This is a genomic window from Streptomyces sp. NPDC008125, assembly GCF_042957125.1.
GTDB lineage: Bacteria > Actinomycetota > Actinomycetes > Streptomycetales > Streptomycetaceae > Streptomyces.
The window spans coordinates 79434-99858 of sequence record NZ_JBIBHR010000018.1 but is presented as its reverse complement, the minus strand read 5'-3'; the positions used below and the strand labels follow the sequence as shown (position 1 = coordinate 99858).

Below are 20425 nucleotides of genomic sequence, written 5' to 3'. Positions count from 1 at the left end.
CTTGTCGACGAGCCTACCCGCCACCTCCGACAGTCCATGCGCCCTTTTTCCGGCCGCCCCGGCCGGGGCGGCCGGCTCAGCCGGTGAGCACCCGGACGGCGCCGGGGACGCACACCGCCGTCACCGGGAGCGCTCCCAGGGGCTCGCCGTCGGCGTAGGCGGTGGTGGAGGCGGCGGCCAGTTCGACGGAGGCGGCACGGTGGACGGTGACCACGGGGTGGGTGAGGTGGGTGCCCCGGTAGACGCGCGGGAAGACCTTCAGCAGGGTGGTGCGGCTGCAGTCCCCGACGACGGTCACGTCGAAGAGCCCGTCGTCCATGGCGGCGTCCGCGCAGATCCGCATGCCGCCGCCGTAGGAGGTTCCGTTGCCGACGGCGACGAGGGTCGCCTCGACCTCCCGGACGGCCCCGCCGTCCAGCCGTATCCGGTACGGGACCGGCCGGAAGGAGGCCAGCTCCGCGAGGATCGCCAGGTCGTACTTGAAGCGGCCGGGGATCGAACGCATCCGGTTGCCCCGGTCGTTGACCCGGGAGTCGAAGCCGGACGCCAGCACGGTGCCGAACCACCGGTCACCGGCCCGCCCGAGGTCGAGGGTGCGTATGCGGTCCCGCTTCAGGGCCTCGGCGGCGAGCCGCCCGGCCGCCGCCGGGTCGCGCACCGGCAGTCCGAGCGTCCGGGCGAAGTCGTTGCCGGTGCCGACGGCGACCACCCCGAGCGGGGTCCGGGTACCGGCCACCGCCTGGAGCGCGAGGGAGATCATGCCGTCGCCGCCCACCGCGATCAGCGCACCGGTGCCGGAGGCCACCGCCTCCCGCGCCCGGCCCAGGGCGTCGTCCGCGTCCTCGCCGAGCACGGTCCGTACGGAGAATCCGGCGTCCCGCAACGCGGAAGCGGCCGGCTGCGCGGCGTGCGCGCCCCGGCCGCTGCCCGCGGTGGGATTGACGAAGAGGGTGATCTCGCTGGTCACCCGGCGGACCCTACAAGGTCAGGTGATGTCGTCGTAACCGTTGAGACGTTGCGATCCGGCACCGTCCTGCTCGCCCGACGCCTGCCCGGGAAGGGTGGTCCGGCCCGCGGACATGCTCTCCACGGTGTCGATGCGTTCGGGAGTGAGATCGAGCTCCGAGGCCTCGTCGTCGTCGAGGTCGGCATCGGGGTTGCCGCGGTTGCGGCGCTTGTCGTTCAGGATCGAGAAGCCGGTCGCGAAGAAGTACAGGACGGCCAGCGGGCCGGCCAGCAACAGCATCGACAGCGGCTCACCGCCGGGGGTGGCGATGGCGGCGAAGGCGGTGAGGCCGACGATCATCCCGCGCCACCAGCCGAGCATCCGCTTCCCGGTGACGATCCCGGTGAGGTTCAGCGCCACGAGCAGCAGGGGCAGCTCGAAGGCCAGGCCGAAGACCACGATCATGCGGGTCAGCAGGTCGAGGTAGCTGTCGAGCCCGATCTGGTTCTGCACACTGTCCGGGCTGAAACCGAGCATGATCTGCGCGGTCTGCGGCAGGATCAGGTAGGCGAGGTAGCCGCCGGCCAGGAAGAGCGGGGCGCCGAGGACGGCGAAGCCGTAGGCGTACCGCTTCTCGTTCTTGTGCAGCCCCGGGGCCACGAAGGCCCAGAGCTGGTAGAGCCAGACCGGCGTGGCGAGAAGCACGCCGGACATCAGAGCGACCTTGAGGGCGTTGGTGAACGGCGCCATCAGGGTGTCGGTCTTCAGCAGCGCGCACGGCTTGCCGTTGATCGCGGTGACCACGCCGTTCTTGCAGCCGACCGACGAGAGGATCGGCTTCAGAAGGAAGTCGTAGATGTCCTTCTGGAAGAAGGCGGCGACGATCGTCACCACGACGATGGCCAGAACGGCCTTCAGAAGCCGGTTACGCAGCTCACGCAGGTGATCGATGAGGGGCATCCGCCCCTCGTCGTTCTTCTCCTGCTTGCGGGCAGACTTGAGCAACCCACTTCCCTCGTCTCGTGCGGCAGCTGTCGGTGGAACGGATCAGCCGTCAGCTCTGGGTGGTGGGCTTGGGCTCGGCGACGGGGCGGGAGCTGGTGACATCGCCCGGCGCGGCCTGGATGGTACGGGTGGCGGCTGCCTGCGGCGCGGGGTCCGCGACGGTCTCGGCGGCCGGCGTGGCGGGCTCGGCGTCGTCGCGCTTCATCGCCTTGGCCTCGCTCTTGAGGATGCGGGCGGACTTGCCGAGCGAACGCGCCATGTCCGGAAGCTTCTTGGCACCGAAGAGCAGCAGGATGACGGCGATGATCAGAACGATCTCTAGAGGCTTCAGATTGCCGATCATGTGTGCGACTTCCTTCTCACTGGGGCGACTGGAGGAGCGGGCTCACTACCCGATCAGTCGGACAGGCGTCCGACCCGTCAGCTGGCAGCGATCGTAACCCGCAGGAGTAAACGCGAGGCAATGCCCGCGTATACGCGCGGTTCCGGACCACGCCTCCTGCCTGGACCGACTTCAGCAGGGTACCGCGCTGTCCGGGATTTCCAGAGGGCGCGGTTCCGCCTAAAGGACGTCGGCCGTGGAGGCGAGACGGGTCGCGGCCCGTTCCAGGTCCTGGGCGGCCCGGTTGATCCGCTCCGAGGTGGTCGCCACCTGACGGCCCAGCCGCCGGACCTCCAGGAAGACCCGGACGGCGAGAACGCCGAGGACGGCGATCCCCAGAAATCCCAGGGCGATGGCGAGCATGGGCCAGAACATGCGGCGGATCCTCTTTCGGGGAAACGGGACAGCCTTCAGGGAGCGGTGTGCAGCCGCAGGGTGCGTACGCCGCCGCCGGTGAGGAGCTCGACGATGCGCTCCCCGGCGGGCTTGCGCACGGCCGAGCCGCACTCGGGGCAGGTGAAGGAGTAGAAGGTGGTGCGGGGACCCGCCCCGATCGCCAGGCGCAACGCCTCGGCACCGAGTTCGAACCGCGTACGGCAGTCGGGGCAGCCGGCCCTGAACCGTACGGCGCGGGCCGCAGCGAGCCGGGCCGCGTCGCCCGTCGCACGGGACATCCGGGTCATCGTGCCGTCCTGGGTACCGGTCATCGTCAGACCGCGCCGTCGTAGGCGGCGAGCGCTTCGGCGGCGGCCCGGCGGGCGCTGTCGGCGAGCTCGGGGGGCGAGACGATGCGGCCCTCCCCGCCGAGGCGGAGCGCCAGCCTCCGCAGGGAGGCCGGGTCCGGGGTGCGCAGGGTGATCCGCAGACCGCCGTCGGGGCGCTCCTCGGCACGGTCGTGCGGGTAGTACTCGGCGACCCAGCGGCCGCCCGCGCCGACCTCGATCACCACTTCCGGGTCCTCGGCGGCCGGCTGCACGAGTCCCTCCGAGAGGTCCCGCAGTTCCAGCTCCGGGGGCGCCGCCGGGGCGTCGAGCAGCTTGATCTCCGCGACCCGGTCGAGGCGGAAGGTGCGCCGGTCCTCGGAGAGCCGGCACCAGCCCTCCAGGTAGGTGTGGCCCACGGCGAAGAGCCGGATCGGGTCCACCTCCCGCTCGGTGAGCTGGTCGCGGGCGGGCGAGTAGTAGCGGAGCCAGAGCCGTCTGCGCTCGGAGATGGCCCGGTCGACCTCGGCGAAGACGCCGCCCTCGGACTCGAAGGTGACCGAGAGGCGGGAGCTGGCCGCACCGGTCTCCCCGGCGGCGGTCTCCAGCTTGGCGGTGGCCCGGACGAGCGCGAGCCGGTCGCTCTCGCGCAGCCCGGGCAGGGTGGCGACGGCACGCGCGGCGACCAGCAGCGCGGTGGCCTCGTCGGCGGCGAGCCGCAGCGGCTCCGCGACGTCGTCCGGGTTGTGCCACCAGATCCGGTCGCCGTCGGTGTCGATGTCGAGCAGGTCGCCGCCGCGGAAGCTGGTCCCGCACATGGGCAGCACGTCGAGGTCGGAGATGAGCTCGTCCTCGGTGATGCCGAAGGCCCGGGCGACGTCCTGCACATGGGCGCCGGGGCGCTCCCGCAGATAGGTCACCAGGGAGAGCATCCGCCGGGTCTGGTCGATCGCGTTCGTGGCCATGGTGTCGTCGCCCTCGTTCCTGGAGTCCTTCAGTCCTTGGCCACGGCGCGCAGCCGGTCGACCACGTCGGCCCGCAGATCGGCCGGTTCGAGCACGACGACGTCCGGTCCGAACTCGACGAGCCAGGCGTCGAGACCGTGCCCGTACGGGATCTCCAGTTCGTCCCAGCCGTCGCCGAGGTCCCGCGTCGAGACCGCGCGGGAACGCAGCGGGAAGCCGGCGCCGGTGCGGAGTCTGATCCGGGCGGTACGGGTGGCGGTCTCGCCGGCCCAGCTCTCCACGGTCTCCCGGACGGTGACCACGTCGGGGATGGCGGCGGTGAAGACTCCGGCGCGGGAGCGGACCCTGCCCGTGATGCGCGACAGGCGGAACACGCGCTCGGCGCCCCGCTCGCGGTCCCAGCCGGCCAGGTACCAGTGGCCCCGCCAGCACTCCAGTCCCCAGGGCTCCACCAGACGCTGCTCGGCGTGGGCGGAGTTGCCCTTGCGGTAGTCGAAGGTGACCGGGCGCCGGTCGCGGCAGGCGAGCATCAGCGGTTCGAAGGCGGCCTCGTGCACGGGGATGCGCGGCTCGAGGGCACTCGGCATTTCGTACGTGTCCTCGGCCTCGGGCATTCCGGCGGCGCGGAGCTTCTGCAGCGCGCCGCTGGCCGCTCCGGCGAGGCGGGCCTGCTGCCACACCTTGGCGGCGATCTCCAGGGCCGCCGCCTCCTCCGCGCTGAGGGTGATCGGCGGGAGCCGGTTGCTGTCCCGGCGGGCGAGGTAGCCGATGTCGCCGTCGAGTCCCTCGACGGTCTCGATGACGAGGCCGAGTTCGCGCAGATCGTCCTTGTCGCGCTCGAACATGCGGTTGAAGGAGTCGTCCGTTCCGGCTTCGAGGTACGCCTCGATGGAGCCCCGCAGCTCGCGCTTGCTGAGCGGACGCCGTGTGCCCAGCAGGCACAGCGCGAGGTTCATCAGCCGCTCGGCCTTGGCAATCGCCATCGACGCCCTTTCTCTCCATGCGCTACGACGCTCGACCGTACCGCCCCCGGGGGTCCCGGCAAAAACACGCGTGCCCCGGACGGACGGCGGGAGGGCCCGTGCCGTACGGCACGGGCCCTCCCGGACCTCCGCGGGGGAGGGGTGATCCCGGCGGACGGCCAGATGGCCGGACCGACCGACGATCGGATGATCAGACGGAGACGAGGTCGCAGACGAAGATCAGCGTCTCACCCGGAGCGATGGCCTGGCCTGCCCCACGATCGCCGTAGGCGAGGTGCGCCGGGATGATCAGCTGGCGGCGGCCACCGACCTTCATGCCCTTGACACCCTGGTCCCAGCCCTTGATGACCATGCCGGAGCCGAGCTTGAACCGGAGCGGCGTACCGCGGTTCCACGAGGAGTCGAACTCTTCACCGGTGGAGAAGGCCACGCCCACGTAGTGGACGGAGACGTTGTCGCCATCCCCGGCGACGGCGCCGTCACCCTCCCAGATCTCCTTGATCTCAAGGTCCTTCGGCGCCTCGCCACCCGGGAAGTCGACCTCGGGCTTCTCGATGCTCACTGAAACTGCTCCTCAGAAAAGATGAACTGCGCAACCGGGACAGTCTTACATCTTCGTCAGGAGGTCCACCGCGAACACCAGGGTCGACTTGGCGGGAATCGACTGCTGCGCGGTGTCGCCGAAGGCCTGGTCCGGCGGGATGACCAGGAGGACCCGGCTGCCGATCTTCTTGCCGACCAGACCGTTCTTGAGGCCCTTGAGGGTCACCTGCTCCAGCGGGAAGGTCTGCGTCTTCCCCTGTTCGTAGGTGCTGTCGAACGTCTTTCCGTCCTTCCACAGCAGCCCCACGTAGTTCACCACGACGCTGTCGGTGTCCTTGATGACCTCACCGTCGGACTCCAGCACGTAGGTGGAGGAGAGCTTGGTGGGCGGGTCGCTCTTCGGGATGGTGACGCTGGGCGCCTTGCCGTCGGTGTTGGTCCCGACCTTCGGCAGCGCGGCGTCGTTCTGGGCGACCTTGGTTCCCTCGGCGGACGTCGGGATCTGGGTGGCCTTGACGACGTCGATGACGAAGACGAGGGTCGCGTTGGGCTTGATGTCGCCCTGCCCCTGCGCGCCGTAGCCGAGGTCCGGCGGGATGACGAGCTGGACGCGGCTGCCGACCTTCTGACCGACGAGCCCCTTGTCCCAGCCCTGGATGACCATGCCGGCGCCCAGGGTCAGGTCGAACGGGCTCTTGCGGTCGAAGCTGTTGTCGAAGGGCTTCGTGGAGTCCCAGGCCTGGCCGAGGTAGTTGACCTGGACCGCGTCGCCGTTCTTCAGTGCGGCGCCGTCGCCCTCGCTGATGACCGTGGTCTTCAGCTCCTTGGGCGGGTCGCCCTCGCCCTTGGCGAGGGTGGGTTTCTCACCGAACTTGGCGCCCGCGGTGATCGCGGGCACGCCGGTCTCGGACGAAGCGGAGTCGGAGGCCTTGTCGTCGCTGCCGCAGGCTGCGGAGAGCAGCAGGAGGGGGACGACGAGAAGGCCGGCAAGTCGGCGCACTGGTTCCTCAGATCTCAGACGACACAGTCATGGGTCCCGGACACCTTACGGCCTTCGTGCGGCGCGGACCCGGTTCGTGACGCCCCGCGCCGCGGCCCGGCTGGTCGTCTCCCCCGTGCGTGCGGCCGTCGGGCGCTCCGTACGGCGTGGTGTTCGAACGCACCGGCCCTCATGGGCACGGACGCACGGACAGGCCCCGGAACGGGTGTTCCGGGGCCTGTCCGTGCGCGCCCGGGGGCGCGGTGACGCGCGGGACCTCACATGCCCGCGATCAGCTTCTCCACCCGGTCGTCGACGGACCGGAACGGGTCCTTGCACAACACCGTGCGCTGCGCCTGGTCGTTGAGCTTGAGGTGGACCCAGTCGACGGTGAAGTCCCGCCGCTGCTCCTGGGCCCGCTTGATGAAGTCCCCGCGCAGCCGTGCCCGGGTGGTCTGCGGGGGCACGGACTTGCCCTCGAAGATCTTCAGGTCGTTGCAGATGCGGGTGGCCTGGCCCTTGCGCTCCAGGAGGTAGTACAGACCCCGGCGCCGGTGGATGTCGTGGTAGGCGAGGTCTATCTGAGCGACCCTCGGGTGCGACATGGTCATGTTGTGCTTGGCCCGGTACCGCTCGATGAGCTTGTACTTCATGACCCAGTCGATCTCGGTGGCGATCTTGTCGAGGTCCTCCGCCTCGATCGCGTCGAGGGTGCGGCCCCAGAGTTCGAGGACCTGGTCGACGGTGCCGGTGCGGATGCCCCGGCGTTCGACGAAGTCGACCGCCTTGTCGTAGTACTCGCGCTGGATCTCGATGGCCGAGGCCTCACGGCCGCTGGCCAGACGCACCTTGCGCCGGCCGGTCGTGTCGTGGCTGACCTCGCGGATGGCCCGGATCGGGTTCTCCAGCGTCAGGTCGCGCATCACCGTGCCCGCCTCGATCATGCGGAGCACGAGGTCGGTGGCGCCGACCTTGAGCAGCATGGTCGTCTCGGACATGTTCGAGTCGCCGACGATGACGTGCAGGCGGCGGTAGCGTTCGGCGTCCGCGTGCGGTTCGTCGCGGGTGTTGATGATCGGCCGGGAGCGCGTGGTGGCGGAGCTGACGCCCTCCCAGATGTGTTCGGCACGCTGGCTCACGCAGTAGACCGCGCCGCGCGGGGTCTGCAAGACCTTGCCCGCGCCGCAGATCAGCTGCCTCGTGACGAGGAACGGAATGAGGATGTCCGCGAGCCGGGAGAATTCCCCGTGCCGGGCCACGAGGTAGTTCTCGTGGCAGCCGTAGGAGTTGCCCGCTGAGTCGGTGTTGTTCTTGAAGAGATAGACGTCGCCCGCGATTCCTTCCTCGTGCAGGCGGCGTTCGGCGTCGACGAGCAGACCTTCCAGAATGCGTTCGCCTGCCTTGTCGTGGGTGACGAGCTCGGTGAGGTTGTCACATTCGGGAGTTGCGTATTCCGGATGCGAACCCACGTCGAGGTAGAGGCGGGCGCCGTTCCGCAGAAAGACATTGCTGCTGCGGCCCCATGACACGACACGGCGGAAGAGGTAGCGCGCCACTTCGTCAGGTGACAGTCGGCGCTGTCCCCTGAACGTGCACGTGACGCCGTACTCGTTCTCCAGCCCGAAAATGCGGCGGTCCATGACTGAACATTACGCCTTACGGCGTGAGCTGAAACCGGGTTCGACAGCTCCGTTTCGATCATTTTCCGATCCGGCCACAACGGTGCGCGTGCGTGCGGGAACTGCGAGGACCTTTCCGGTGGCCAGCAGAACGACGAGCGCGGCGACTCCGCCCGCTGCCGCGACGGCGAAACTCCAGGCCGTTCCGCCCAGCTCGACGGCGGGGCCCGCCACGGCCGTACCGGCCGCCGCGCCCACGCCGATGGTCGTCACCAGCCAGGAGAACGCCTCGGTCACGGTGCCCCGGGGTGCGTGGCGGTCGACCACGATGAACGAGCAGGCGATGGCCGGGGCGAGGAACACCCCGGCGAGGGCGGCGAGGGCCGTCATCGCGGCCACGCCGGGCGTCAGCATCAGCGGCAGGTAGCCGAGGGCGAGCAGGGCGACGATGGAGCGGAGCCGCCGCTCGGGCGCACCGGCCCACTGCCGGGCCCCGTACACCGCGCCGCCGACCAGCGCGCCGAGGCCGAGCGCCGCCATCAGCCAGCCGTACACCGACTCGCGGCCCTGGTCGTCGGCGTAGGCGACGCCCGCCACGGTGATCGAGCCGAGCGCGATCCCGACGAAGAAGAGCGCGCCGAGGAGGGCGAGGAGTCCGGGCGAGCGCAGGGCGCCGAGCCAGTGGGCCTCGCGGGGTGCGGACCGCCAGGCGCGGGAGGGCTCGGACAGGACCACCGAGAGCGCCCCGAGGACCCCGGCGGCGTTGACGACGAGGAGTGCCACGGCGGGCGACCAGAGCGACACCAGCAGGGTCACCAGCAGCGGCCCCGCGGTGAACATGACCTCCTGGGCGACCGCGTCCAGCGCGTAGGCGCGGTGCACCCGCTCCTCGCGCTGCCCGAGGACGGAGGGCCAGAGAGCGCGCAGTCCGCCCTCCAGGGGCGGGGTCGCGACCCCGGCGACGACGACCGCCGCGTAGGCCAGCGGCAGCGGGTCCAGTCCCACCAGGGCCAGCAGCACCATGCCGAAGGCGGAGACGACCGAAGCCGGCAACTGCACGCGCGGCTGGCCGTACAGGTCCACCGCCCGGCCGAGAAGCGGCTGCCCCGCCGCCGTGGCGAGGCCGTACGCGGCGGCGAGGCCGCCGGCCAGCGAGTAGCTGCCGCCCTCGGCCCGGGTGAAGAGCACGATCGCGATCGGGGCGATGCCGTTCGGCAGCCGCCCCACCAGGGTTCCGGTGAGCAGCCGGGCCGCGTGCCGCTCCCGGAGGATGTCCAGATATCCCGCGGCCATTCCCGCCCCTCTCCCCCGGTCCGGGCCCGCGCCCGCCCGGGGTTTTACGTATAACGTCGAGGTTCATACGTACCATGTGCGCAGTCCGCCGGTCCACCGGGCGGCACCGGCCGCCTGGCCGGAACCGATCGACCGGCCCCACCACCACCCGCACGGAGGCCCCAGTGAGCAGCCCGTCCCAGCCGGCCCCGGCCCGCCCCACCAGCCGGGACGTGGCGCGGGTCGCGGGGGTGTCGCAGGCGACGGTCTCCCTGGTGCTGGGCGGCAAGTGGTCCGGCCGGGTGTCGGAAGCCACCGCCGAGCGGGTCCGGGCCGGCGCACGCGCACTCGGCTACCGGCCGAACCTCGCCGCCCGCAGCCTGCGCCTGGGCCGGACCAGGACCGCGCTGCTGGTGGTGCCCGCACTCACCCACGAGTTCTTCGCCCGGGTCTACACGGGTGCCGCCTCGGTCGCCGCGGACCACGACTTCGGCGTGGTGCTCTACCCGTCGCCCGACGGCACCGGACCTGCGAAGGACCCCTTCGCCAGCGCCCGCGCGGCGCTCGACGGAGTGATCGCCTCGTCCATGGCGACCGAGGCCCTCGGGGCGCTGGGCGGCACGGAGCTGCCGCTGGTGATGCTGGACAGCGACCCGTCCGGGGCGGGAGCGGCGGCCCAGGTGAACCTCGACATCGCGGACGGGATGCGCCAGGTCGCGGAGCACCTGCTCGCCCTCGGCCACCGCCGCTTCACGCACGTGGCCGCCGCCGTCGACTCGTGGACCTTCGCGGTGCGCGCCCGCGCCCTGCACGAGGCGCTCGCGGCCGTGCCCGGCACCTCGCTGCGTACGGTCGCCTCGCCGCTGGAGGTCTCCGGCGGGCTGCGGGCGGCCGAGGCGGCGCTGACCGCGCCGGGGCCCCGGCCGACCGCGCTGGTCTGTGACGGCGACGTACTGGCGGCGGGCGCCTGCAAGGCGGCACGGCGGCTGGGCCTGCGGGTACCCGACGACCTGTCCGTGTCGGGCTTCGACGACCTGGCGCTCGCCACCGCGGTGGAGCCCGAGCTGACCACGGTGGCGCTCCCCGCGGAGCAGGTCGGCGAGCGGGGCATGGCGGCTCTGCTCGCGGTGCTGGAGGGCCGCCCCGTCCGCACCGGCAGCCTGCCGGTGGAGCTGGTGGTGCGCGGCTCCACCGCCCCGCCGCTGGCAGGCTGATGTCATGACGGTGCCCGGGTCTCGTCCGGCGGACGAGACCCGGGCACCGTCATGACATCAGCCTGCCGCGGACTACTCCTCGGTGGAGCCGCCCGTCCCCTCGGACTCCTCCGTGTCGGACGGCGCGTCCGTGGGCGTGGTGGCCGCGGCGCCGTCGGCCTCCAGCAGCCGCGCGAGCTGCCGTCCGACGATCCGCTTGAACTTGCGCTGCTGGGGCCGGGTCCGGTCCAGCACCGCGACCTCCAGCCGGTCCGCGGGGATCTCCCGCTCGCTGCCGTTGGGGTCGCGGGAGAGCGCCTGCACGGCGAGCTTGAGCGCCTCGGCGAGCGTCATGCCGTCGCGGTGCCGCTGGTCGAGGAAGGTGCTGATCTGCTCGGCGTTCCCGCCGACCGCGACCGACCCGTGTTCGTCCACGATCGAGCCGTCGTGCGGCAGCCGGTAGATCTGGTCGCCCTCGGGCTCGGCACCGACCTCGGCGACGACCAGCTCCACCTCGTACGGCTTCTCGGCCGCGCTGGAGAAGATGGTCCCGAGCGTCTGGGCGTACACGTTGGCCAGCCCACGGGCCGTCACGTCGTCGCGGTCGTAGGTGTATCCGCGCAGATCGGCGTAGCGCACCCCGCCGATGCGGAGGTTCTCGTACTCGTTGTACTTGCCGGCGGCGGCGAAGCCGATCCGGTCGTAGATCTCGCTGAACTTGTGCAGCGCGCGGGACGGGTTCTCGCCGACGAACACAATGCCGTCGGCGTACTGCAGCACAACCAGGCTGCGACCGCGGGCGATGCCTTTGCGGGCGTATTCCGCCCGGTCGGCCATGGCCTGCTGGGGTGAGACATAGAACGGCGTCGACACCGGCTATCCGTCCCTTTCTGTCAGTGACGAGTGCATCTCGAAGTCCCCGGAGCTCCGGGCCGGATCAGAGCAGAGCCGCGCGCGGGCCGTCGGGGTGTTCGAGGCGGCGCTCCAGGATCTCGCGTGCGATCTCGGAGGACTCCCCGTCCGACAGCCGGCGGAAGCCCTCATCGGTGATGACGGTGACGATCGGGTAGATGCGGCGCGCCACGTCGGGGCCGCCGGTCGCGGAGTCGTCGTCCGCGGCGTCGTACAGGGCCTGAACGACCAGGGTGAGCGCCTGTGACTCCGTGAGGTCCTCGCGGTAGAGCTTCTTCATGGAGCCCCGGGCGAAGAGCGAGCCGGAGCCGGTGGAGGCGTATCCGGCGTGCTCCTCGGAGCGACCGCCGGTGACGTCGTAGGAGAAGATCCTGCCCCGGCCCTTGTCGACGTCGTAGCCGGCGAAGAGGGGGACGACCGCGAGGCCCTGCATGGCCATCGCCAGGTTGCCGCGGATCATCGTGGAGAGGCGGTTGGCCTTGCCCTCCAGGGAGAGCTGTGCGCCCTCGACCTTCTCGAAGTGCTCCAGCTCCAGCTGGAAGAGCTTGACCATCTCCACCGCGAGTCCCGCGGTGCCCGCGATGCCGACGGCGGAGTACTCGTCGGCGGGGAACACCTTCTCGATGTCGCGCTGGGCGATCATGTTGCCCATGGTCGCGCGCCGGTCACCGGCGAGCACCACGCCGCCGGGGAACGAGGCCGCGACGATCGTCGTCCCGTGCGGCGCCTCCACGGCCCCCTTGAGCGGCGGGAGGTTCCGGTTGCCCGGGAGCATCGCGGGTGCGTGGTCGGACAGGAAGTCCATGAACGAGGACGAACCCGGCGTCAGGAACGCAGCTGGTAGACGCCCGGTGTGACGAGTGTTGGCTTCCACGCGTTTCCCTCCAGGTATGCATGGGACGGCCCGCCGGGGTCGGGACGGACGCCCGACGCGCCGACGGCCGGTGTGCGGTTGAAGCACCGTACGTCACGGACCCTACCCGCCCGGTGGCGGTGATCCACCTGTACGGGGGAAGCGGCCGGCGGAGCTGTTCGCCGCCCCGGCCGCCTCCCCCGCGGCGGCCCCGCGGCCGCCGCCGGCCTCCCGGTCGGCGGCGGCGCGCGTCCGAGGAGCCGGCCCGGCGGGTCAGGGCGCGGGGCGCCCGTTCACCGCCGGTGACCGGCGCGCGGAACAGGTGTCCGCGCGGACTACTCCCCGCCCTTCTGCACGAAGCTCCGCACGAAGTCCTCGGCGTTCTCCTCCAGGACGTCGTCGATCTCGTCCAGGACCGAGTCGACGTCGTCGCTCAGCTTCTCCTGGCGCTCCTTGAGGTCCTCCGAAGCCTGCGCTTCCTGCGCCTGCTCCTCGGTCTCCTCGGTGGAGCGCGTCGCCTTCTGCTGTCCGCCGCCGGTGTCCTTGGTCGCCATCTAGCTCACCCCGCTCGGTTCGAAGCATTCGAAGCTCTTGATCAGACCCTACCCACGGGGTCCGACATCGGCCCGGTACTTTTCCAACGTCCGGGCCCTGGTCCGATCATTCCCCTCCGGCGGCCCGTTCAGCCCCCGGACAGCACCCGGACCAGCTCTTCCGCCGTGCGGCAGCGGTCCAGGAGGTTCTTGACGTGCTCCCGCGTCCCGCGCAGCGGCTCCATGGTGGGCACCCGTTGCAGAGAGTCATGGCCCGGCAGGTCGAAGATGACCGAGTCCCAGGAGGCGGCGGCCACGTCGTCGGCGTACTGGTCGAGGCAGCGGCCCCGGAAATAGGCCCGGGTGTCCTCCGGGGGCTTCGTGCGCGCCCTGGCCACCTCGTCCTCCGCCAGCAGGCGTTTCATCCGCCCGCCGGCCACGAGGCGGTTGTAGAGCCCCTTGTCGGCCCGTACGTCCGCGTACTGGAGGTCCACCAGGTGCAGGCGCGGGGCGTCCCACTCCAGGCCGTCCCGCCGCCGGTAGCCGTCCATGAGGGCACGCTTGGCCACCCAGTCCAGCTCCCCCGACAGGCTCATCGGGTCGTTCTCCAGGCGGTTGAGGGTGTCCTCCCAGCGCAGCAGGACGTCCCGGGTCTGCTCGTCGGCGTCGGCGCCGTACCGCTCCTCGACGTACTTGCGGGCCAGCTCGAAGTACTCCATCTGGAGCTGCACGGCGGTGAGTGTGCGGCCGCTGCGGAGTGTGATCAGGTGCTGGAGGGACGGGTCGTGCGAGACCTGGTGGAGGGTCCGTACGGGCTGGTCGACGGCGAGGTCCACGTTGATGAACCCGTCCTCGATCATCGAGAGGACCAGGGCGGTGGTGCCGAGCTTCAGATAGGTCGAGATCTCGGAGAGATTGGCGTCGCCGATGATGACGTGCAGCCTGCGGTACTTCTCCGCGTCGGAGTGCGGCTCGTCCCGGGTGTTGATGAGGGGGCGCTTGAGCGTCGTCTCCAGCCCCACCTCCACCTCGAAGTAGTCGGCGCGCTGGCTGAGCTGGAAGCCGTGGTCGCGGCCGTCCTGCCCGATCCCGACCCGGCCCGCCCCGGTGACGACCTGGCGGCTGACGAAGAACGGGGTCAGGTGGCGCACGATGTCGGAGAAGGGGGTGTCCCGTCTCATCAGGTAGTTCTCGTGCGTGCCGTAGGAGGCGCCCTTGTTGTCGGTGTTGTTCTTGTAGAGGTGGATCGGCTGGGCGCCGGGGATGGCGGCGGCCAGTTCGGCGGCCTCGGCCATGATGCGCTCGCCGGCCTTGTCCCAGAGGACCGCGTCCCGCGGATTGGTGATCTCGGGGGAGCTGTACTCGGGGTGCGCGTGGTCGACGTAGAGGCGGGCACCGTTGGTCAGGATGACGTTGGCCAGACCGATGTCCTCGTCGGTGAGCTGGCTGGAGTCGGCGGTCTCGCGGGCGAGGTCGAAGCCTCGCGCGTCCCGCAGCGGATTCTCCTCCTCGAAGTCCCAGCGGGCGCGGCGCGCCCGGTGCATCGCAGCCGCGTAGGCGTTGACGATCTGGGACGAGGTGAGCATGGCATTGGCGTTGGGGTGGCCGGGGACGGAGATCCCGTACTCCGTCTCGATGCCCATTACTCGCCGTACGGTCATGCGGCCCTCCTTGCCCGGCGTCGTCCCCTCGGGGAACGGCGCTCAAGTACCGCTGCTTGTCCGATTGCGTGCGCGGTCGTCCGGCCCCGCACTGCGCGGTCGGCGGTACGTCAGAGCCTAGAGCGCCACTGCCCCGGTGGGGAGATCCATTACGTCATTGTTCGGATGCGGCGCGAATGCGGCGGCGACTCCGGGGAAAACAGCCGGCTGCGGTTGCCCGGTGGGGCAGCCGCAGCCGGTCCGCTCGCTACAGGTACTGACCGGTGTTCGCGACCGTGTCGATGGACCGGCCGGTGTCCGCGCCCTGCTTTCCGGTGACGAGCGTGCGGATGAAGACGATCCGCTCGCCCTTCTTTCCGGAGATCCTGGCCCAGTCGTCCGGGTTGGTGGTGTTGGGCAGGTCCTCGTTCTCCTTGAACTCGTCCACGCACGCCTGGAGGAGATGGGAGACGCGAATGCCCTTCTGGCCCTCTTCGAGGAAAGCCTTGATGGCCATCTTCTTGGCCCGGTCGACGATGTTCTGGATCATCGCGCCGGAGTTGAAGTCCTTGAAATAGAGGACTTCCTTGTCACCGTTGGCGTAGGTGACTTCGAGGAACCGGTTCTCCTCGGATTCCGTGTACATCCGCTCCACCACGGACTGGATCATCGCGTGCGTGGCGGCCGGCTTGGAGCCGGCGTGCTCGGACAGATCGTCCGAGTGCAGCGGGAGCGAGGAGGTCAGGTACTTCGCGAAGATGTCCTTCGCGGCCTCCGCGTCCGGACGCTCGATCTTGATCTTCACATCGAGGCGGCCGGGCCGGAGGATGGCCGGGTCGATCATGTCCTCGCGGTTGGAGGCGCCGATGACGATGACGTTCTCCAGCCCTTCCACACCGTCGATCTCGGCGAGCAGCTGCGGGACGATGGTGTTCTCCACGTCCGAGCTGACGCCGCTGCCGCGGGTACGGAAAAGGGATTCCATCTCGTCGAAGAAGACGATGACGGGGGTGCCCTCGCTCGCCTTCTCCCGGGCACGCTGGAAGACGAGACGGATGTGCCGCTCGGTCTCACCGACGTACTTGTTGAGGAGCTCGGGGCCCTTGATATTGAGGAAGTAGCTCTTCCCCGCGGGCTGGCCGGTCACCTCGGCGACCTTCTTGGCGAGCGAGTTGGCGACTGCCTTGGCGATGAGCGTCTTGCCGCAGCCGGGCGGACCGTAGAGCAGGATGCCCTTCGGCGGACGGAGTTCGTGTTCCTTGAAGAGGTCGGGGTGGAGGTACGGGAGCTCGACCGCGTCGCGGATCAGCTCGATCTGGTCGCCCAGACCGCCGATCTTGTCGTAGTCGATGTCCGGGACCTCTTCGAGGACGAGTTCCTCGACCTCGCTCTTGGGCACCACTTCGTAGACGTAACCGGACCTGGGTTCCAGCAGGAGCGCGTCGCCGGGGCGGATGGTGATGTCGAGCAGCGGCTCGGCGAGCCGCACCACCCGTTCCTCGTCGGTGTGCCCGATCACCAGGGCGCGCTCGCCGTCCTCAAGGATCTCCTTGAGAGTGACGATGTCCCCGGCCCGCTCGAATTCCATGGCCTCGACCACGTTGAGCGCTTCGTTGAGCATGACTTCCTGGCCTCGCCGGAGGCCTTCGAGCTCGACGCTGGGGCTGACGTTCACCCGGAGCTTGCGGCCCCCGGTGAAGATGTCGCAAGTACCGTCCTCATTGGCCTGCAGGAACACGCCGAAACCGGCGGGCGGCTGCGCGAGCCTGTCGACCTCCTCCTTGAGAGCCACGATCTGGTCGCGGGCCTCGCGGAGCGTATGGGCGAGCCGTTCGTTCTGTGCGGTCACACCGGACAGACTGGTCTGCAACTCGACGACCCGCTCTTCGAGAATTCTCGAATGACGCGGAGAGTCGGCGAGCTTACGTCGCAGGACGGCGATTTCCTGCTCAAGATAGGCGACCTGGCCCGACGGGTCTTCTGACCCCCGCCCGGGCCGGATGCCGCGGTTGATGTCGTCGTCGTGGGCTGCCACGGTCCTCACCTCCTCCAAGGGGAGCTGGACGCTTCCTGACCCTACCTGCGTGGGTGGTGATTGAAACCCCTAGATCACAAAGACTGCGGGGTGTGTCCGATCTTCACCCTTGCTCTCCCCCTCGTGCCAAGGGAATACCCACCCTTGGGCACGCGAAAGCAGCCAGTTGTATCGTCGAACCGTTCAACACCCGTCAGGGCTGGCTTCAATTGGTTGAGATACGCAGGGATCGGCAGGACATATGACCGCGCAGCAGGACTCGCCCGGCGCGAGCGACACCCAGGATCTGGAGGTCTGGATCGACCAGGACCTCTGCACGGGCGACGGGATCTGCGTCCAGTACGCCCCCGAAGTGTTCGAGCTGGACATCGACGGGCTGGCGTACGTGAAGAGCGCCGACGACGAGCTGCTCCAGGAGCCGGGCGCCACCACGCGGGTCCCGCTGCCGTTGCTGACGGACGTGGTGGATTCGGCCAAGGAGTGCCCCGGCGACTGCATCCACGTACGTCGAGTTTCGGACAGCGTCGAGGTGTACGGGCCGGACGCGGCGTAGGCGGCGTCCGGCAGGTGTCCGGGGCCGGTCAGACGCCGGCGTCGGCTCGCGCGACGGACCGGACGAAGGCTCCGCCCGACCAGCGCCAGGTGGTCTCCTCGCGCTGGTCGGGGCAGCAGCTGGGCACCTGGTCCGAGGAGTAGCCGAGCGTGGTCGCGGAGACCACCGCGTTCTCGACGGCGAGTTCACCGACCGTCAGCCGCAGAGCGGGGTCCACCAGGGTCGCCACGACCCGGGGTGCGGCCCCGCTTCCGTGCGTCAGGACGTAGACGGCGTCCGGCGGGGTGCCCGAGCCGGCGGCGCAGTGGACGGCCACCACGGTCTCGGGCTTCCCGTCGCCGTCCAGGTCGCCCCGGGCCTGGCGTCCGACGGACTGGCCCACGCTCCCGCACACGAGCGGGAAGACCACGCCGGTGGGGTCGGGGGCTTCGGCGGTACTGACGTGGGGAGCCGCGGTACCGGCCGGAGCGGCGGACGCGGACGCCGCGCCGTCGCCGGGCTGCAGCAGGCCGGCCACCGCGACGGTCGCGAACACCGCCGCTGCGGTGGCGAGCCAGTGCATCGCCCTGGAGTCGTTGTGCGCGAGATCCGGGAGTACGGAAGGCTGCACGCGGTCTGTCTCCTGATGTTTCCGGGGAGCATGTGGAACGTCCCTGCCGGGCATCGGCGGCAGGGGGTGGCCAGCATCGTGCCACACCTCACACGGGCGGGGAACAGCGGGGTGTGCGACGGCTTCCGCCGGGAACCGGAGGGCGGAGCAGGAGGAGCACGGGTCCCGGCTCGGGCTCGGGCCCGGGCGGAGGGTATGCGAAGGGCGCCGTCGCCCCGCCTGCCCGGGTCGGTCCGGGAGGGCGGGGCGACGGCGCCCATCGCTGCACCGCGAGCCGGTCGTGGTGGTCGGTCACCACGGTCGGGTCGCGGTCGTCGGTGCCGTGCGACCTTCGTGGGTCACGCGGCCGGCCGGTGGCCGGGAGATCACGTCCGTCAGTCGCGGTCGGCGGAACCGCTCCGGTCGGCGGGGGTGCTGCGGTCGGCGGAGGTGCTCCGGTCGGCGGAGGTGCTCCGGCCGCCGGGGCCGTCGTAGTCCTCGCCGTAGGCGCCCTTGGAGGGGCGGCGGCGGCGCATCGGGGGCTCGACACCGTCGGCCAGGCGGCGGGCGGTCACCAGGAAGCCGGTGTGGCCGATCATCCGGTGGTCCGGGCGGACGGCGAGGCCCTCGACGTGCCAGTTGCGGATCATGGATTCCCAGGGCTGCGGCTCGGCGAAGCAGCCGATCTCACGGATGGACTCGACCGTCCGCGACAGCTGGGTGGTGGTGGCGACGTACGCGCAGACGATGCCGCCGGGCACGAGCGCCTTGGAGACGGCCTCCAGGCACTCCCACGGGGCGAGCATGTCCAGGACGACCCGGTCCACCTCGGTGTCCGAGAGGTTGTCCTGGAGGTCACCGATGGTGAGCTGCCAGGCCGGGTGGGGGCTGCCGAAGTAGCGCTCCACGTTCTGCTGGGCGATCTCGGCGAAGTCCTCGCGGCGCTCGTAGGAGTGCAGCATGCCCTGCTCACCGATGGCGCGCAGCAGGAAGGTGGAGAGCGCGCCCGATCCGACGCCCGCCTCCACGACGCGGGCGCCGGGGAAGATGTCGGCGAAGGCCAGGATCTGGCCCGCGTCCTTGGGGTAGACCACGGCGGCGCCGCGGGGCATGGAGAGGACGTAGTCGGGGAGCAGGGGGCGCAGCGCGAGATAGGCGACGTTTCCCGTGGTACGGACAACACTGCCTTCGGGAGCACCGATCAGCTCGTCGTGCGGGAAAGAACCCTTGTGGGTGTGGAAGTTCTTTCCGGCTTCGAGCGTGAAGGTGTGGTGGCGTCCCTTGGGGTCGGTGAGCTGTACTTGGTCCCCGACCTTGAAGGGCCCACGGCGGCGGGCGGCACCGGTCGGTTCAGACATGTGACCAGCGTACCGGTGTTTCCGGGGCCTCCTTCCGCCGGTGGACGGCGGGCGCTCGCCGGGGCCGCTCTCAGGCCCCGGGGCGCGTCATGGCGGCGAGGAAGGCGCGTTCCACGTCGGTCGTGGACAGGACGCCGTAGACCGCGCCGGACTCCTCCACGACGAGGTACTCGGTGGCGGGGGTGGCGCGCAGCCGGTCCAGCAGTTCCTCGCCGGCGAGCTCGGCGGGGACGCGCATGCCCTCGTTGAGGTCCTGGGCGAGGCCGCCGACGGCGACCCAGGGCCGGCGGTGCTCGGGGACCCCGCCGATGGCGGACTCCCGGACGACGCCCTTCGGGGTGCCTTCCGGGTCGACGACGACGAGGGCACGGGCCCCCGCCTCGTTGGCCCGGCGCAGCGCTTCGGAGAGCGGGGTCGCGGACTCGACGGGGACCGCGCGGCGGGTGAGGGTGCGGGCCCGGAGCTCGGGGAGGTGTTCGCGCAGCCGCGCCATGCGCAGGCTGTTGCCCGCGCCGGTCCAGATGATCCCGGCGAGGATGGCGGCGAGCAGGGCGTCGGTGACCGTCTCCATGCCGCCGATCTCGTCGGCCGAGCCGCCGGTGTGCGTGAGCAGCGGCAGGCCGATGAGTACGGCGACGGCGAGGCCCCGGCCGACCCAGGCGGCGACGACGGTGCCGCTCATGGGCTTGCCGGTGATCTTCCAGACGACCGCGCGCAGCATGCGTCCGCCGTCGAGCGGGAGCCCGGGCAGCAGGTTGAAGACGGCGACGATGAGGTTGGAGATCATCAGTCCGGCGAGCAGCACGCCGGGGACGGTGCCGGGCTCCACGAACTGCATGGAGAGATAGAACACTCCGGCCAGGACGAGGGAGAGGAGCGGCCCCACGAAGGCGAGCACGAACTCGCGCCCCGGGGTCTCGGTCTCCTTCTCGATCTCGGAGACACCGCCGAAGAACTGGAGCTGGATGCGGCGCACGGGCAGCTTGTACCGGAGGGCCGCGACGGTGTGCGCGAGTTCGTGGACCAGCACGGAGGCGTAGAAGGCGACGGCGAAGAAGAGGGCGACGAGGTAGCGGGCGACGCCGAGCTCGGGCAGGACGCGGTCGAGCTGTCCTCCGAAGACCCACGTGATGAGCGCCGCGACGACGAACCAGCTGGGGGCCACGTACACGGGCACCCCGAACGGGCGGCCCATCAGCAGGCCGCCGCCGGGTCCGGCGGGGCGGCGGGGGCGGTCCTTGCCCGGTCCGGGGTCGGTTCCCCCTGCGCCGGGCTGCCGACGCCCGCTGTCGCCGCTCTGGTCGCTCTCGTCCACTGGGTCCTTCCGTCCGGGGCGTCTGAGTCGATCATGCAGTGCCCGAGGC

21 protein-coding genes are annotated in these 20425 nt (G+C 70.6%); 2 read left to right on the top strand and 19 right to left on the bottom strand.

Features of this window, described 5'->3' with window-relative positions:
* Positions 1 to 76: 76 nt before the first annotated feature.
* From ACFZAX_RS27320 to ACFZAX_RS27270, 11 genes are all read right to left on the bottom strand, one after another.
* The gene (locus ACFZAX_RS27320) at positions 77 to 967 is read right to left on the bottom strand and encodes a diacylglycerol kinase (protein WP_390964926.1); all 891 of its coding nucleotides are present in this window, start codon (positions 965 to 967) and stop codon (positions 77 to 79) included.
* Positions 968 to 985: 18 nt separating this feature from the next.
* Positions 986 to 1951 (bottom strand): twin-arginine translocase subunit TatC, encoded by a 966-nt coding sequence (gene tatC / locus ACFZAX_RS27315; protein ID WP_390964925.1) that lies wholly within the window; start codon positions 1949 to 1951, stop codon positions 986 to 988.
* A 49-nt stretch (positions 1952 to 2000) separates the two neighbouring features.
* The gene (gene tatA / locus ACFZAX_RS27310) at positions 2001 to 2294 is read right to left on the bottom strand and encodes a Sec-independent protein translocase subunit TatA (protein ID WP_327174832.1); all 294 of its coding nucleotides are present in this window, start codon (positions 2292 to 2294) and stop codon (positions 2001 to 2003) included.
* A gap of 219 nt (positions 2295 to 2513) precedes the next feature.
* A complete protein-coding gene (locus ACFZAX_RS27305) occupies positions 2514 to 2708 on the bottom strand; it encodes a hypothetical protein (protein ID WP_390964924.1) in 195 nt (64 codons plus the stop codon).
* A gap of 35 nt (positions 2709 to 2743) precedes the next feature.
* Positions 2744 to 3007: a hypothetical protein gene (locus ACFZAX_RS27300; protein WP_390964980.1), complete on the bottom strand. Its 264-nt coding sequence runs from the start codon at positions 3005 to 3007 to the stop codon at positions 2744 to 2746.
* Between the two features lie 35 nt (positions 3008 to 3042).
* Entirely contained in the window at positions 3043 to 3999 is a 957-nt protein-coding gene (locus tag ACFZAX_RS27295; RefSeq protein ID WP_390964923.1) for a WYL domain-containing protein, read from the bottom strand.
* Between the two features lie 29 nt (positions 4000 to 4028).
* Positions 4029 to 4982, bottom strand: a complete 954-nt coding sequence (locus tag ACFZAX_RS27290; RefSeq protein ID WP_390964922.1) for a WYL domain-containing protein — start codon at positions 4980 to 4982, stop codon at positions 4029 to 4031.
* 190 nt (positions 4983 to 5172) lie between these two features.
* Positions 5173 to 5544, bottom strand: a complete 372-nt coding sequence (locus ACFZAX_RS27285; RefSeq protein ID WP_390964921.1) for an FKBP-type peptidyl-prolyl cis-trans isomerase — start codon at positions 5542 to 5544, stop codon at positions 5173 to 5175.
* Between the two features lie 45 nt (positions 5545 to 5589).
* Positions 5590 to 6525 (bottom strand): FKBP-type peptidyl-prolyl cis-trans isomerase, encoded by a 936-nt coding sequence (locus tag ACFZAX_RS27280; RefSeq protein ID WP_390964920.1) that lies wholly within the window; start codon positions 6523 to 6525, stop codon positions 5590 to 5592.
* 257 nt (positions 6526 to 6782) lie between these two features.
* Positions 6783 to 8144 carry a Pup--protein ligase gene (pafA, locus tag ACFZAX_RS27275; RefSeq protein ID WP_266702607.1) on the bottom strand — a complete coding sequence of 454 codons (1362 nt, stop codon included), beginning with the start codon at positions 8142 to 8144 and terminating at the stop codon, positions 6783 to 6785.
* Positions 8145 to 8153: 9 nt separating this feature from the next.
* Positions 8154 to 9416, bottom strand: a complete 1263-nt coding sequence (locus tag ACFZAX_RS27270) for an MFS transporter (protein WP_390964919.1) — start codon at positions 9414 to 9416, stop codon at positions 8154 to 8156.
* 164 nt (positions 9417 to 9580) lie between these two features.
* On the opposite strand from ACFZAX_RS27270, the gene ACFZAX_RS27265 reads away from it, so the two are divergent.
* On the top strand, positions 9581 to 10609 hold the full coding sequence (locus ACFZAX_RS27265; RefSeq protein WP_390964918.1) for a substrate-binding domain-containing protein: 1029 nt from the start codon (positions 9581 to 9583) through the stop codon (positions 10607 to 10609).
* A 72-nt stretch (positions 10610 to 10681) separates the two neighbouring features.
* Here the strand turns inward: ACFZAX_RS27265 and prcA are convergent, their stop codons facing one another.
* From prcA to arc, 5 genes are all read right to left on the bottom strand, one after another.
* Positions 10682 to 11461 (bottom strand): proteasome subunit alpha, encoded by a 780-nt coding sequence (gene prcA / locus ACFZAX_RS27260; RefSeq protein ID WP_390964917.1) that lies wholly within the window; start codon positions 11459 to 11461, stop codon positions 10682 to 10684.
* 64 nt (positions 11462 to 11525) lie between these two features.
* On the bottom strand, positions 11526 to 12374 hold the full coding sequence (gene prcB, locus ACFZAX_RS27255) for a proteasome subunit beta (protein ID WP_390964916.1): 849 nt from the start codon (positions 12372 to 12374) through the stop codon (positions 11526 to 11528).
* 314 nt (positions 12375 to 12688) lie between these two features.
* Complete coding sequence (locus tag ACFZAX_RS27250) at positions 12689 to 12907, bottom strand: ubiquitin-like protein Pup (protein ID WP_266702617.1); 219 nt, start codon at positions 12905 to 12907, stop codon at positions 12689 to 12691.
* A gap of 128 nt (positions 12908 to 13035) precedes the next feature.
* Entirely contained in the window at positions 13036 to 14547 is a 1512-nt protein-coding gene (gene dop / locus ACFZAX_RS27245; RefSeq protein ID WP_390964915.1) for a depupylase/deamidase Dop, read from the bottom strand.
* Positions 14548 to 14794: 247 nt separating this feature from the next.
* Positions 14795 to 16561 (bottom strand): proteasome ATPase, encoded by a 1767-nt coding sequence (gene arc, locus ACFZAX_RS27240; RefSeq protein WP_390964914.1) that lies wholly within the window; start codon positions 16559 to 16561, stop codon positions 14795 to 14797.
* 241 nt (positions 16562 to 16802) lie between these two features.
* On the opposite strand from arc, the gene ACFZAX_RS27235 reads away from it, so the two are divergent.
* Positions 16803 to 17114, top strand: a complete 312-nt coding sequence (locus ACFZAX_RS27235) for a ferredoxin (protein WP_390964913.1) — start codon at positions 16803 to 16805, stop codon at positions 17112 to 17114.
* A gap of 28 nt (positions 17115 to 17142) precedes the next feature.
* Here ACFZAX_RS27235 and ACFZAX_RS27230 read toward each other — a convergent pair whose 3' ends face one another.
* The 3 genes from ACFZAX_RS27230 to ACFZAX_RS27220 form a co-directional block, all read right to left on the bottom strand.
* A complete protein-coding gene (locus ACFZAX_RS27230) occupies positions 17143 to 17724 on the bottom strand; it encodes a hypothetical protein (protein ID WP_390964912.1) in 582 nt (193 codons plus the stop codon).
* A gap of 374 nt (positions 17725 to 18098) precedes the next feature.
* Positions 18099 to 19061, bottom strand: coding sequence for a tRNA (adenine-N1)-methyltransferase (locus tag ACFZAX_RS27225; RefSeq protein WP_390964911.1), 963 nt, complete (start codon positions 19059 to 19061; stop codon positions 18099 to 18101).
* A gap of 70 nt (positions 19062 to 19131) precedes the next feature.
* Positions 19132 to 20376 carry a site-2 protease family protein gene (locus ACFZAX_RS27220; protein ID WP_390964910.1) on the bottom strand — a complete coding sequence of 415 codons (1245 nt, stop codon included), beginning with the start codon at positions 20374 to 20376 and terminating at the stop codon, positions 19132 to 19134.
* Between the last annotated feature and the right edge of the window lie 49 nt (positions 20377 to 20425).

Bases quoted from the DNA above. Each gene is read 5' to 3' on its own strand.
- ACFZAX_RS27270 (WP_390964919.1), bottom strand. From the start codon at position 9,416: ATGGCCGCGGGATATCTGGACATCCTCCGGGAGCGGCACGCGGCCCGG.
- dop (WP_390964915.1), bottom strand. From the start codon at position 14,547: ATGACCGTACGGCGAGTAATGGGCATCGAGACGGAGTACGGGATCTCC.
- ACFZAX_RS27300 (WP_390964980.1), bottom strand. From the start codon at position 3,007: ATGTCCCGTGCGACGGGCGACGCGGCCCGGCTCGCTGCGGCCCGCGCC.
- ACFZAX_RS27305 (WP_390964924.1), bottom strand. From the start codon at position 2,708: ATGTTCTGGCCCATGCTCGCCATCGCCCTGGGATTTCTGGGGATCGCC.
- pafA (WP_266702607.1), bottom strand. From the start codon at position 8,144: ATGGACCGCCGCATTTTCGGGCTGGAGAACGAGTACGGCGTCACGTGC.
- ACFZAX_RS27225 (WP_390964911.1), bottom strand. From the start codon at position 19,061: ATGTCTGAACCGACCGGTGCCGCCCGCCGCCGTGGGCCCTTCAAGGTC.
- ACFZAX_RS27295 (WP_390964923.1), bottom strand. From the start codon at position 3,999: ATGGCCACGAACGCGATCGACCAGACCCGGCGGATGCTCTCCCTGGTG.
- tatA (WP_327174832.1), bottom strand. From the start codon at position 2,294: ATGATCGGCAATCTGAAGCCTCTAGAGATCGTTCTGATCATCGCCGTC.
- ACFZAX_RS27235 (WP_390964913.1), top strand. From the start codon at position 16,803: ATGACCGCGCAGCAGGACTCGCCCGGCGCGAGCGACACCCAGGATCTG.
- ACFZAX_RS27290 (WP_390964922.1), bottom strand. From the start codon at position 4,982: ATGGCGATTGCCAAGGCCGAGCGGCTGATGAACCTCGCGCTGTGCCTG.
- ACFZAX_RS27250 (WP_266702617.1), bottom strand. From the start codon at position 12,907: ATGGCGACCAAGGACACCGGCGGCGGACAGCAGAAGGCGACGCGCTCC.